This is a genomic window from Paractinoplanes pyxinae (assembly GCF_026626335.1).
Classification (GTDB): domain Bacteria; phylum Actinomycetota; class Actinomycetes; order Mycobacteriales; family Micromonosporaceae; genus Actinoplanes; species Actinoplanes pyxinae.
Map to the genome: position 1 here is coordinate 1 of NZ_JAPNTZ010000029.1, position 12,098 is coordinate 12,098.

At 69.3% G+C, this 12,098-nt stretch carries 15 protein-coding genes; 6 read left to right on the forward strand and 9 right to left on the reverse strand.

Annotation, left to right across the window (positions count from 1 at the left end; translation table 11 throughout):
- Positions 1 to 72 precede the first annotated feature (72 nt).
- Both OWR29_RS47055 and OWR29_RS47060 read right to left on the reverse strand, forming a co-directional pair.
- A complete protein-coding gene (locus tag OWR29_RS47055) occupies positions 73 to 720 on the reverse strand; it encodes a Type 1 glutamine amidotransferase-like domain-containing protein (protein ID WP_267570228.1) in 648 nt (215 codons plus the stop codon).
- A gap of 35 nt (positions 721 to 755) precedes the next feature.
- Positions 756 to 1,637 carry a phosphotransferase family protein gene (locus tag OWR29_RS47060; protein ID WP_267570229.1) on the reverse strand — a complete coding sequence of 294 codons (882 nt, stop codon included), beginning with the start codon at positions 1,635 to 1,637 and terminating at the stop codon, positions 756 to 758.
- A gap of 17 nt (positions 1,638 to 1,654) precedes the next feature.
- Here OWR29_RS47060 and OWR29_RS47065 point away from each other — a divergent pair, with 17 nt between their 5' ends.
- A complete protein-coding gene (locus OWR29_RS47065) occupies positions 1,655 to 2,161 on the forward strand; it encodes a VanZ family protein (protein WP_267570230.1) in 507 nt (168 codons plus the stop codon).
- Here OWR29_RS47065 and OWR29_RS47070 read toward each other — a convergent pair.
- The 5 genes from OWR29_RS47070 to OWR29_RS47090 form a co-directional block, all read right to left on the reverse strand.
- The gene (locus OWR29_RS47070; protein WP_267570231.1) at positions 2,139 to 2,753 is read right to left on the reverse strand and encodes a 4a-hydroxytetrahydrobiopterin dehydratase family protein; all 615 of its coding nucleotides are present in this window, start codon (positions 2,751 to 2,753) and stop codon (positions 2,139 to 2,141) included. The genes OWR29_RS47065 and OWR29_RS47070 overlap by 23 nt on opposite strands.
- Positions 2,753 to 3,163 carry a PPOX class F420-dependent oxidoreductase gene (locus OWR29_RS47075; RefSeq protein ID WP_267570232.1) on the reverse strand — a complete coding sequence of 137 codons (411 nt, stop codon included), beginning with the start codon at positions 3,161 to 3,163 and terminating at the stop codon, positions 2,753 to 2,755. The genes OWR29_RS47070 and OWR29_RS47075 overlap by 1 nt, the downstream gene beginning before the upstream one ends.
- 18 nt (positions 3,164 to 3,181) lie before the next feature.
- Entirely contained in the window at positions 3,182 to 3,637 is a 456-nt protein-coding gene (locus OWR29_RS47080) for a flavin reductase family protein (protein ID WP_267570233.1), read from the reverse strand.
- Positions 3,638 to 3,665: 28 nt separating this feature from the next.
- On the reverse strand, positions 3,666 to 4,580 hold the full coding sequence (locus tag OWR29_RS47085) for an AEC family transporter (RefSeq protein WP_267570234.1): 915 nt from the start codon (positions 4,578 to 4,580) through the stop codon (positions 3,666 to 3,668).
- An 81-nt stretch (positions 4,581 to 4,661) separates the two neighbouring features.
- The gene (locus OWR29_RS47090; RefSeq protein WP_267570235.1) at positions 4,662 to 5,141 is read right to left on the reverse strand and encodes a glutathione peroxidase; all 480 of its coding nucleotides are present in this window, start codon (positions 5,139 to 5,141) and stop codon (positions 4,662 to 4,664) included.
- 272 nt (positions 5,142 to 5,413) lie between these two features.
- Here OWR29_RS47090 and OWR29_RS47095 point away from each other — a divergent pair, with 272 nt between their 5' ends.
- The gene (locus tag OWR29_RS47095; RefSeq protein ID WP_267570236.1) at positions 5,414 to 6,586 is read left to right on the forward strand and encodes a spore photoproduct lyase family protein; all 1,173 of its coding nucleotides are present in this window, start codon (positions 5,414 to 5,416) and stop codon (positions 6,584 to 6,586) included.
- Between the two features lie 3 nt (positions 6,587 to 6,589).
- Here the strand turns inward: OWR29_RS47095 and OWR29_RS47100 are convergent, their stop codons facing one another.
- Positions 6,590 to 6,769: a hypothetical protein gene (locus OWR29_RS47100; protein WP_267570237.1), complete on the reverse strand. Its 180-nt coding sequence runs from the start codon at positions 6,767 to 6,769 to the stop codon at positions 6,590 to 6,592.
- Positions 6,770 to 7,003: 234 nt separating this feature from the next.
- Here OWR29_RS47100 and OWR29_RS47105 point away from each other — a divergent pair, with 234 nt between their 5' ends.
- Positions 7,004 to 8,560 carry a pectate lyase family protein gene (locus OWR29_RS47105; RefSeq protein ID WP_267570238.1) on the forward strand — a complete coding sequence of 519 codons (1,557 nt, stop codon included), beginning with the start codon at positions 7,004 to 7,006 and terminating at the stop codon, positions 8,558 to 8,560.
- A gap of 668 nt (positions 8,561 to 9,228) precedes the next feature.
- Positions 9,229 to 9,948: a class I SAM-dependent methyltransferase gene (locus OWR29_RS47110; RefSeq protein ID WP_267570239.1), complete on the forward strand. Its 720-nt coding sequence runs from the start codon at positions 9,229 to 9,231 to the stop codon at positions 9,946 to 9,948.
- A gap of 91 nt (positions 9,949 to 10,039) precedes the next feature.
- On the opposite strand, the gene OWR29_RS47115 is transcribed toward OWR29_RS47110, so the two are convergent.
- Positions 10,040 to 10,498 (reverse strand): MarR family winged helix-turn-helix transcriptional regulator, encoded by a 459-nt coding sequence (locus tag OWR29_RS47115; RefSeq protein WP_267570240.1) that lies wholly within the window; start codon positions 10,496 to 10,498, stop codon positions 10,040 to 10,042.
- A 94-nt stretch (positions 10,499 to 10,592) separates the two neighbouring features.
- On the opposite strand from OWR29_RS47115, the gene OWR29_RS47120 reads away from it, so the two are divergent.
- Complete coding sequence (locus OWR29_RS47120) at positions 10,593 to 11,237, forward strand: FMN-dependent NADH-azoreductase (protein ID WP_267570241.1); 645 nt, start codon at positions 10,593 to 10,595, stop codon at positions 11,235 to 11,237.
- Positions 11,234 to 12,046, forward strand: coding sequence for a hypothetical protein (locus tag OWR29_RS47125; RefSeq protein ID WP_267570242.1), 813 nt, complete (start codon positions 11,234 to 11,236; stop codon positions 12,044 to 12,046). The genes OWR29_RS47120 and OWR29_RS47125 overlap by 4 nt, the downstream gene beginning before the upstream one ends.
- Positions 12,047 to 12,098: the final 52 nt, after the last annotated feature.

Below are 12,098 nucleotides of genomic sequence, written 5' to 3' on the forward strand. Positions count from 1 at the left end.
CCAGCCAAGCTCAAGCAGTTACGCCTTTCCATCTCCCCAGGCGGTTGGGGTCTGGGGCGAAGCCCCAGGGTCTTAGCCCCGAAAGGCAGCGCCGTCGAACAGCTTCCAAGTGCCTTCGGAGACAACCGACACCACCCCGTCGACGACCTGGAGCGCCGACTGAGCATCCAAGGCGTACCCCGGGTGCTCAATGCCGGCGGCCCATTGCTCGGCTGCGGCCAGGGAGCGGTACTCGGGATAGTCGGTGTCGTTGAGGTGGGGGAAGATGCCGAAGTCGACGACGCCGAGGCCGCCGTCGGCTTCGGGGGTCAGCACCACGCTTCCGGCGCTCAACCCCACGTAAACCGTCTCGTGGAGGGACGGCAGAACCTCCGCCAAGCCCGACTCCCGCATCCAGCGGGCCAGATAGGCCGTATCCCCGCCGTTGACCAGCAGAACGTCGGCCTCACGCACCCAGGAAACCCACCGGTCGCGATCGATGCTGGGCAAGGCGGTGAGTTCCAAGGTCCCCATCGACTTCCAGCCCAGGCCGACCATGGGGCCGTCCGCCTGGCCGCTGGCGAAACGCCATGGGCCGCCCGGCTCGCCGTACGGCCCGCCGTAGCCGGCGGTGGGGATGCAGAGGGCGTCGGACTCCTCGATGGGCTTGCCCAGCAGCTCGATCAGGGCCGCTCGGATGCTCGGGTTTCGCACACCGGAGTCGGTCAGAAGTAGCTTCATCGTGCCCCCGCGCTGAAGTAGACAAGGGCGCGAAGCTAGCACAGGTTCAGCGCGGCCAGCCGTCGCGCCAGGTCGTCGATCCACTCGGACTGTGAGCGGCCGTCCGGCAGGGGAACGCCGGCTCGGGTGCGCCAGATGAGGTCGTCCAGCACCGTACGCACGTGCCAGGCCATCACTCGGGCGATGTCCAACCGCGAGGCGGTCAGCTGCTCGTACTGGGCCACCACGTCGAGGAACAGCTCGACACCGCAGTCGCCCGGCAGGCAGCGCAGGTCGAACTCCGGCTCGCCGGTGCCGACTGTTTCGAGGTCGACGATCAGGCGCAGCCGGCCGCCGTTCCACAGGTGGTTGTCGCCGTGGAAGTCGCCGTGCACCAGCGCTTTCCGGCCCGGCGTGGCCAGCACTTCGTCTGCCCACTCGCACCACGTCTGCGCTTGGCCGAGGTGTCGAGCGTCCGGTGCGTCCACGGCTCGGGCCGGCAGAGGGCTGATCGTCCGGGAAACCGTACGGAGCAATGAGGGGTGGTGAAGTTGGGCGAGAACCGAAGCGAGATCATGGGCGACCGTGGAGCGGTCGGAAGGGCCGATGTGGCGGCGCATGGCAAAGAAAGTGTCGGCCGGGACGTAGCGCAGGATCACCATCGGCGGCTCATGGGAGGCGGCGACCAGCTCGGGCAGCGGCAGGTGGGGCGCGGCCGCGTGCAACGCCTCGAGGACCCGTGCCTGGTAGTGAATGCGCTCGGCGGCCGGGGCCGACCACGCGAACTTGACGACGAAACGGTCGTCGACGACGGCGCTGGCCGCGCACCACTCCGGGTCGTCGCTCGGCTCGAGGCCGCGCGGCACGATCGTCCCGTCGGCCAGCGCGGGCGCCACCACGCGCAGCCGAGCGCGAAGCGCGTCCAAGGTTGGCGTCATATGCGCACCATGGTGTCATGATCAGCGACGTTGTGGTCGTCACGGTGGCCGCGTTGCCGGTGGCCGTGCTGGTGGTCTGGGCGCTGGCCCGTCGTCGTGGGGGCTCCGGGCCGGCGTGGCGGCAGTCGCTGGCCGAGGTGGGCGTCGTTTACGGTACGGCGCCTTGGATCTGGATGATTCTCACGCCTGGTCCGGGCGACGACGTACGCGTCAATGTGGTGCCGTTGCGCGATCTGGCCGACGTCCTGTCCGGCGGAGTATGGACGGCGACCGTGCAGATCGTGGGGAACCTGTTGGTGTTCGCGGCGCTCGGGTTCTTCGGGCCGATCCGGTTCGCCGCGCTGGGCTCGGTGCTGCGGATGCTGGCGCTGGCGGCCGGGCTGTCAGTTCTGGTGGAGGTCGCGCAGTACGTCCTGCGGCTCGGCCGGGTGTCCTCTGTGGATGACGTGCTGCTCAACGCAGCGGGTGCCGGGCTGGCCGTGCTGTTGTCGCGCCGGTGGGTCACTCACGGCCGCGCCACGTAGCTATGCAGGCCTCGTTGCCCTCGGGGTCGGCCAGCGTCCACCATTTGGGCGCGTGGGCGTCCGAGACCAGGTGGCCGCCGGCGGCCAAGGCCGCGGCGACGCGGGCTTCGGCCTGCTCGTGCGGGACGGCGATGTCGATGTGGATGCGGTTGCGCTGCGGGCGCGGTACGTCCATCGGCTGGAAGTCGAAGCCGGGGCCCCGGCCGTGCGGGTCACCCGCGAAGTCGTCGCCGATCTGCCGGTAACCCAGCACCGCGCACCAGAACGGCAGCACCTCGGGGATGGCCAGCGCGTCGGTCATCACGTTGATCACCTGGACGGCGGACGGGTCGGAGGTGAGTCCCAGCTCGGCTGCCGCGGCCGAGATGCGCCGGGCCAGGGCGACGTCCCGGCTGGTCAAGGTCACTGTCACGCCGTTCTGCCGCAGGTCGACGCGTGGAGCCGGATCAGTGTCCAGGGCGGCGACGGCTGCGGCCAGCGGGACACCCTGCGCCAATGATTCCGTACGGAAATGGGCCGAGACGAGGTAGTAGAGGACGCGCCAGTCGTCGACCCCGTCGGCGGAATGGAACTGCGAGGGAGTGAGCGGCATCAGTGCTCGGCTTTTCGCGACTCGTACCAGACGTCGCCGACCGGTTCGCCCGCCATGTTCCAGCTCCACGAGACCGTCGGCACGATGCGGACGTAGAACCCCGGACCGACGCGGCCGATCCGCTCGACGGGCGAGCCGGCCCGGCCGTACACGCGAATTCCCCGCGCGATGAACGGGTCGAACGAGACCATGTCGTCGACGACGAGCGCCACGCGGCCACGGCCGGCGCTGACATTCGTGAACTTGCGGGTCCTGAGGACGGTTTCGCCGGATCCCCCGACCCAGAAGACCGACCCGTCGAACTCGTACGCGACCGGGACGACATCCGGCTGGTTCTCGGCGCCCACAGTGGCCAGGCGGGCCAGCGGCTGGGAGGTCAGGTAGGCGATTTCTTCATCGGTGAAGGCCATGCCGTCGGACGGTATCAGTCACACGGTCTCGATGTAGGCGCGGTTGTGATAGACGAGGTGGCCGGTGGACGGGCCCAGCAGGACGTCGTCGACCTGGGCGATGACGAGCGTTGACGTGCCGACCGGGACACGGTCGAGGGGGACGCCGCGCAGGGAGGCCAGCGCGGTGGTCAGGATCGGCTCGCCGGTGGGCAGATAGTCCCAGGCCTGGTCGGGGGTGAAGCGGGGGCCGCCGCCGGCCGAGAAGGCTTCGGCCAGGGCGACCGCGCCCGGGCCGAGCAGATTGACGACGAAGCTGGGAGCTTCGAGGATCGCGCGGGCCGACGAGGACGCCATCACCGAGAACGACAGCGCGGGCGGATCGGCCGAGACCGAGGCGACGCTGGAGGCGGTCAGGCCGACCGGGCCGGCCGCGGTGATGATGGCGACGCCGGTGGGGTATCGGCGGAACGCCGCTTTGAACTGCTCGTGCACGCAGCGACCGTAAAACGTGAACCTGACTTCAAGTCAAGTTGTGCAGCAGGGCGATGGTCAGCAGGGCGGGCGCGCAGGCGAGCGTCGACAGGAAGATGGCATCGCGGGCCAGCAGCAGGGCTGTGCCGAAACTCTGGGCGTACAGGAAAATGTTTTGCGCGGTCGGCAGGGCGGCCAAGACCGTTACCGCGTACGTCTGGGTCGGCGTCAGCCGCAGGCCGAGTGCCAGCAGGAAAGCGATCAGCGGCATGACGGCGGTCTTCAGCACGACGGCGGCCACGATCGGCAGGCGGTCGGGGCCGGGCTCGAGGACGCGGCGGCCCGAGAGCGACATGCCGAAAACCAGCAGGACGACAGGTACGGCGGCCTGGCCGATCGCCGTGATCGGTTCGGCCAGCACGCTGGGCAATCGGATGCCGGTCACGGCGACCGCGACACCCAGAGCGACCGCCACGGTGAGTGGCACGCGGAAGGGCGCGGTGAGTGACGTACGCCAGGAGGTGTGACCGGTCGTGACGAACTGCAGCACGGTCAGCGCGACCGGCGTAATGATCAGCAGCTGCAGCATGACGATCGGCACGACCAGCGCGGTGTCGCGCAGGACGTAGGTCGCGACCGGCACCCCGATGTACGTCGCATTGGTGTAGCCGGCGGCCAGTGCCCCGACGATCCGCGTGCCCGGGTCGCGGCCCCGGGTGGTCAGCGCGTGCAGCCCGAAACAGAGCAGGGCCGCCGCGGTCGACACGATCAGCGGCTGGGTGAACAGCGCGCCCGGGTCGGAGGCGGCGGCCCCCTGAAAGATCAGGCAGGGCGTCAGGATCAAGTACGCGAGGCGCCCGCCGACCGCCTGCGTCTCGGCCGGCAGCCGGCCCCAGCGCCCGGCCACCCACCCCACCAGCACGATCACGCCGATGACGGCGAAGCCGGACAGCGCCGAGATCACGTGACCTGACGTTACGGCACGCCCGGCGACCCGGCCCGGCGCCCGGTTCCGGGATGTCGCCGCGCAGGGCCGCGGTTCATGTCAGGGGCGCGGGGCGCCCAGCTCGCGCTCGATCGCGCCCACCAGTTCGGGGTCGTCGGGGGTGACGCCCGGCGCGAAGCGGGCCGCCGGCTCGCCCGTACGGGAAATGAGGAACTTCTCGAAATTCCACTGCACGTCCTGGTCGCCGGCGAGGGCGGCGTACAGCGGGTGCCGGTCGGCGCCGAGGACGGTGATCTTCGAGAACATCGGGAACTCGACGCCATACGTGCTGCGGCAGAACTCGGCGATCTCGTCGTCGGAGCCCGGCTCCTGCCCGGCGAAGTCGTTGGCCGGGAAGCCGAGCACGGCGAAGCCCTGGTCGCGGTACTGCTCGTGCAGCTTCTCGAGCCCGTCGTACTGCGGGGTGAGCCCGCACTTCGAGGCCACGTTCACCACCAGCAGCACCTGGCCGGCGTAGTCGCCGAGCGAGCTGGTGCCGCCCGAGATGGTGGTCAGCGGAATGTCCTGGATCGCCGTCATCGCTCTGCCGCTCCTCTAGATCGTGGCCGTGTTCATCTTGCCCCACCACGGCCGGACCCAGTCGCCGGCCGGCCCGAACAATGGGGCGCTCCACCACGGCCGGGCCCAGTCGCGGGCCGTCCCGAACAATGCGGCACCCCGACACGGCCGGGGCCAGTCGCCGGCCGTCCCGAACAATGCGGCACCCCGACACGGCCGGGGCCAGTCGCCGGCCCGTCCCGAACAATGCGGCGCGGACGGTACATCCGCCCTGGCCGGGGTACTGGCCGGGGGTGACCGACTTGGACGTGCCCCTGGCTCTCGACGATCCGGCCGCGCCGCACAGCGCCAGCGGCGAGAAGGTGCCCACGCATGATCTCAGCGAGGTCGCCCCGCCCGCCCGTCCCGGCCGGCGCTGGATGCCGAAGCGGGTGGTGGCCACCCCGCCCGCGTACGACCATCCCCATGGGCTCCGCATCATCGCGCGCGTGGAGGCGTACGGGATCGAGGTCGAAAGACTCAAGTCGGCGCGCCTCACCGACATCCGGGGCGAGAACGACCGTCAGACGTACGCGCGGGCCAAGTCGACGATGGCGATCGTGGTCAGCCCGCCCTCGCGCCGGAAGCTGCAACCGATTGCACCCAGCGCGGACTGGCGTTTCGACCTGGCCGAGGGCTGCCCCGCGCACTGCCAGTACTGCTATCTGGCCGGGTCGCTCTCGGGCCCGCCGGTCACCCGCGTCTACGCCGACCTCGACGAAATTCTCGACAACCTTCCCGCGTACGTCGGAAAGGGCACCATCACGTCTCGGCGCGCAGCCCGGCGGGACGAGGGGACGACGTTCGAGGCGTCCTGCTACACGGATCCGCTCGCCTTGGACCACCTGACCGGCAGCTGGCAGCGCGCGGTGGAGCACTTCGGCGCCTGGGACGCCCCGGTTCAGCTTCGCTGGACGACCAAGTTCGGCGACGTCGGCAGCTTTGTCGGACTGTCACACAATGGCCGGACGCGGGTCCGGTTCAGCGTGAACTGCCTGCCCGTGACGACGCGGATGGAAGGCGGGACAAGCCCGCTGGCCGACCGCCTGGCCGCGCTGCGCAAGCTGGCCCTGGACGGCTACCCGGTCGGGCTGACGATCGCGCCGATCATGACGGTCGAGAACTGGCGTGAGCATTACGGAGAACTGCTGGCGGCCGTGGCTGACGCGGTCGACGGCGTACCGGACCTGGATCTGACGGCCGAGCTGATCACGCACCGCTTCACGCCGGGCAGCAAAGAGGTGCTGCTCGGCTGGTATCCGCGCACCCGGCTCGAGATGGACGAGGAATCGCGCACCCGCAAGCACGGGAAGTTCGGCGCGGTGAAGTACGTCTACCCGGCCGATGTGATGGCCGAGCTGCGCGGCTGGTTCGAGCAAGAGATCGCCGCGCAGCTGCCGGCCTGCCGGATCTTGTACTGGACGTAGGCGTTACTCGCGGCGCGGGGTGTCGGGGCCGCTGGGGCCGGGGACGTCGCCGGGCAGGCCGGAGTCGTCCGGGTGGTGTTCCGGGATGCGGCCCGGCTGGGGCTTCTCGCCGCGGTCGGGCAGGTCGGTGAGGTCGATCGGGCGTTCGAAATCGGGCTGGTCGTTCGATTGGCGGGAACTCATCTCAGCCTCCTTCGTCGGTCTGTCGTGATACCCGAATTCTGACCAGTCATGCGAATGCAAACACTGCAAACGCTTGCTGTTCACATTCACACCCTTCTATCCTCGGCGCAGGTAAGCGCTTTCCTGCAGACGAATCGCCGAGTCGGCGTGGGTGGCCGATCCACGGCCCGGACGGTCGTGGATCCGAGACAACGGTTCGTCCTGGCAGCCCCGGTATGCGACAAGGAGCGAACCATGAAACGGACAGCCAAACGCGCCTGGGCCGCGCTGGCGACGGGAGCCGCGGGTGCGGCGATCGTCATCGCGCTGCCCCTCCCCCAGGCCAGCGCGGCGGCGGTCGGCACGGCCGACGGCTACGCGAGCAGCAACGGCGGCACGACCGGGGGCAACGGCGGCACCACCGTACGAGCGACCACCGGCACCCAGATCCACCAGGCGCTGTGCAGCCGGGCCAGCAGCAGCACCCCGATCACCATCGAGGTGTCCGGCACGATCAACCACGGCAACACGACGAAGGTCTCGGGCGACAGCTGCAACACGGCGGCCGACAAGATCGAGCTCAAGGAGATCAGCAACGTCACGATCATCGGGGTCGGCGGCGGCGCGGTCTTCGACCAGCTCGGCATCCACATCCGGGACTCGCGCAACATCATCATCCAGAACGTGACCGTGCGGAACGTCAAGAAGTCGGGCTCGCCCACCTCCAACGGCGGCGACGCCATCGGCATGGAGAGCACCGTCCGCAACGTCTGGGTCGACCACGTCACGCTCGAGGCGAGCGGCGGCGAGTCGGAGGGCTTCGACGGCCTGTTCGACATGAAGGACGACACCCAGTACGTCACCTTGTCGTACAGCATCCTGCGGAACTCGGGCCGGGGCGGGCTCATCGGTTCCAGCGAGAGCGACACCGGCAACAGCTTCATCACGTTCCACCACAACCGCTACGAGAACATCGATTCCCGTACGCCGTTGCTGCGCGGCGGCATCGCGCACATCTACAACAACTACTACTACCAACTGCACGAATCCGGCATCAACTCGCGGGCCGGCGCGCGGGCCAAGGTCGAGAACAACTACTTCGAGGACTCGAAGGACGTGCTCGGCACGTTCTACACCGACGCGGCCGGCTACTGGCAGGTGGCGGGCAACGTGCTCGACAACGTGACCTGGTCGAGCCCCGGCACCGACAACAAGCCGGCCGGTCCCAACCTGACCTCGACCACCAGCGTGAGCGTCCCCTACTCGTACCGGCTGGACGGCGGTTCCTGCGTGCCCGGCGTCGTGCGGCAGACGGCCGGCGCCAACACCGGCATCCGTACGTCGAACGGCAGCTGCTCGACAACCGGCCCCCAGCCGACCACCCCCAACCCCACGACGCCCAACCCGACGACGCCGAACCCGACCACCCCGCCCCCCACCCAGCCCAGCGGCACGAACCTGAGCCTGACCGGCGGCGCGGACGGCTCGAGCAAGGCCAGCGGCACGAGCTACGGCAACGTCAAGGACGGCAACCTCAGCACGTACTGGTCCCCGAGCAGCGCCACCGGTTCGATCTCGATCAAGTGGAGCGCCGCCACCACCGTCTCGCGCATCACCATCCGCGAAGCCTCGGGCGGCGGCTCGATCACCGCGTACCGCGTGCTGAACGCCGACACCGGCGCGGTGCTGAAGACAGGCAGCGGCTCGGGCGCGATCAGCTTCGCCGCAACCTCACTGAAGAAGGTCACCTTCGAAATCACCGGCGCCAGTTCCGCCCCGCGCATCGCCGAGTTCGAGACGTACGCCTCCTGACCCGGCCGAGACGCGTGCCCATCACGCGTCCTGCACGGCCGTAACAGTCGCCGCCCTCATCGCCGCCCACACGGCGACGAGGGCGGCGACGCTTTTGGCGACACTCGGCCGCCACGCCGCCGCGGAGCATCCAGAAAGCGCCGACCGCCCGGCGACGACGGCCGCAACCCGGCTCGCGAACCGATCCCCGCGTCGCCGCGGATCACGCATAGGTGCCGAACGCCCGCAACGACGGCAGTAGCGCGACTCACGAAACCGGTCACCCCGCCTCCGCGAACCACTTAACGCCCCGCGACAAAAGACGGCGACACGGCCCGCGAAACCGCTCCTTGCGCCGGCGCGCGGATCACGCAGGAGATCCGAACGCCCCGCAACGACGACAGCAGCGCGACTCACGAAACCGCTCGCCACGCCAGCACGGATCATGTGGAAGCGCCAAACGCGCCGCGACGAAAGCGGCGACACCGCCCACAAAGCCGGCCGCCACGCCGACACGAATCATGCAGACGTGCCGAACGCCCGGCGACGAGACAGCGACACGGCCCGCGAACCGCGCCGGCGCGGGGCATGCAGAGTGCCGATACGCGTACCCGCGACCTGTGTGGCCGTGGTCGCCGCCTTCGCGAATCCGGTTGCCGCGCCGGCGCGGGGCGTGTTGGGGTGCCGGAATGGATTGGGTGAAGGACTTCTATTCGCAAACCGGGACCTGGTGGGGCCCGGCCGAGTCGAAAACGAGCGAGCGCGACCATCAGCGCGTGGCCAAGGTGCACGCCCAAGCGGGTGACGGTCCGTGGCGGATCCTCGAGCTGGGCTCCGGCTACGGCACGACGGCCGCGGCGCTGGCGACGGCCGGGCACACGGTCACAGCCGTCGAACTGAGCGATCGCGTGCGTTTCCAAACCCCGGCCGAGCGTTTGACGGTGCTCAACGAGGACTTCTACACCGTCCGCCTGCGTCAGGAGTTCGACATCGTCTGCTACTTCAACGGTTTCGGCATAGGTAGCGACCCTGACCAGCGACGCCTCCTGACCCGGATCGCCGCCGAGTGGCTACGCCCCGGCGGAGTCGCGCTGATCGACGTCTACAACCCCTTCACCTGGAACTCCTGGCACGGCGACGAGGAACACCGCCACCCCGACCCGTCGCAGGGCTACGCGTACGAGCTGCACGAACGAACCACCTTCGACCCGGTGACCTGCACCGCGACCGACACCTGGTGGCCCGCCGACCGCCCCCACGAGGCGATCAGCCAGAAACTGCGCTGCTACACCCCCGCCGACCTGACGCTGCTGCTGGAAGGCACCGGCCTGCGCCTGGACAAGATCGACCCCACCAACCTGCGCGACGAGTACGAATACCTGGCAGTGCTGCGCCCCGTCACCCGCTAGTCAGCACCTTGTCCAACGCCCATCAACTCAGTTGTGGATAACCACGTCATGTTGCTCGACTAGATGGCTACATATTGACGTCAATATTGATTCAGTCAACATGAACCCCAGCCGCCCCATCACCGGCCAGCACCTTCTCCAGTGCGCGCGCCACGGTCGCCGCTTCGTCGGGCGACATGCGTGAGGTGAAGTACTGCTCGATCGCGCCCAGGTAGATCGGTGCGGCGGCTCGGAGGCGTTTGCGGCCGGCGTCGGTGATGAGAGCGTACGCCGACCGCTTGTCGTCGGGGTTGGACTCGCGGGTGACCAGGCCGGCCGCCACCAGCTGGTCGACGACCCGGCTGGCCCGGGTGCGGCTGACCACGGCCACATCACCCAGCTCGCCCATGCTGAGCCGGCGGCCGGGCGCGGCGTTCAGCTCGAGCAGCACGTCGTACCAGGTCAGCGGCAGGCCGCACTTGACCTGCAGCTCCTTGTCCATCCGCGGGACCAGGGCCGCATGTACGCGCAGCAGAGCCGCCCACGCCGCGGTGTCGTTGGTGTCGCCCATCACCCCACCCTATCCAACTCTTGTGCGTGCGCACGCATCAGAGTAAGAATGTGCGTGCGCACGCATTTTCCAACGACTCGAAGGACATCCAGCCATGAACAAGGTCCTGCACATCTCCGCCTCTCCCCGCGGCCCGCGCTCCGAGTCCCGCGCGATCGCGACCACGTTCCTCGACACGCTTCGCGAGGTCTCCCCCGAGACGCCGATCGAGGAGTACGACCTGTGGGACGGCACGCTTCCCGCCTTCGGACCCGACGCGGCGGCGGCCAAGATGTCCGTCTTCGCCGGTGAGGAACCGCAGGGCGCGGCCGCCGAGGCCTGGCAGGCGGCGATCGACACCTTCCGCCGCTTCGATACCGCCGACCGATACGTGTTCAGCGTGCCGATGTGGAACGCCGGAGTTCCGTACATTCTGAAGCAGTTCATCGACGTGGTGAGCCAGCCCGGCCTGGTCTTCGGCTTCGACCCGGCCGCCGGCTACCGCGGCCTGCTGCAGGGCAAGCGCGCCGCCGTGATTTACACCAGCGCCGTCTACGGCCCCGAGCGCGGCCCCGCCTTCGGCGCCGACTTCCAGGCCCCGTACGTCGAGGACTGGCTGCGCTGGGCCGGCGTCCACGACATCCGCAGCATCCACTTCCGCCCGAACCTGGCCACCGCCGACGCCGAAACCGGCCGCCGCGCCGCCCACGCCGAGGCCCGCGACGTGGCGAAACTCTTCCTGCAAGGAGAAGACAAATGAGAATCGGCCTGTGGGCCCTCCCCACCTACGGCGCGCTCCTCGGCCTGAGCACGCTCACCCACCAACCCTCGGTAGACGACTTCGACGCCTACGCGCGCTACGTCACCTCCGACACTTTCCTGCTGAGCCATCTGGGCGCCAGCGTCTTCGGCGCCGCCCTGGCCATAGTCGGCGCCACCGCCGTCGCCGCTCACCTCCCTCGAAAAGATGGGGCCGCGCATCTGCCGGGCGAGAGCGGCACCGCGGCCGAGGCCTCGCATCTGTTGGGCGGGCGCGGTGCAGTCATCGGGCTGGCACTCACGACAATCGCCAACGTGTTCATGGCCGCTGCTTTCGGGGCCGCCGCCTTCGTCCAGCCCGGCATCGGCCGCGCCCACCTCGCCGGCGTCCCCGGCATGGCCGCGATCAACGCCGACACTGCGTACGGCCCGGCCTTCTTCGTCACCGCCCTGTCCGCATCGTTCCTGCTCATGGTGGCCGCGATCGTGTTCGGCACCGCCATCGCCCGATCCGACCGGCGCCTGCGGTGGTACGGGATCGCCTACGCGGCCCTGATCCCGCTCTTCGTTCTCACCGGCCACCTGGCGCAGGCCGCCCAGCCGTTCATGGGCTTCGCCTTCGCCGCCGCGACTGCCGCACTCGCCCTCGCGCTCCCCCGAACGACGCCCAGCGAACGCGCAGCCACCGACCGCGCAGGGGGCGAACCAAACGCTCACCAATCGCGCAACTGCCGACCGCTGAGCGATCAACGCGCAACAGAACGTCAACGCGCAAACGTCGATGCGCGAACGCACACCAGGCGACACTGAACGCGCGAACGTTCAACGCGCAGCCGTCGATGCGCGAACGCACACCAGGCGA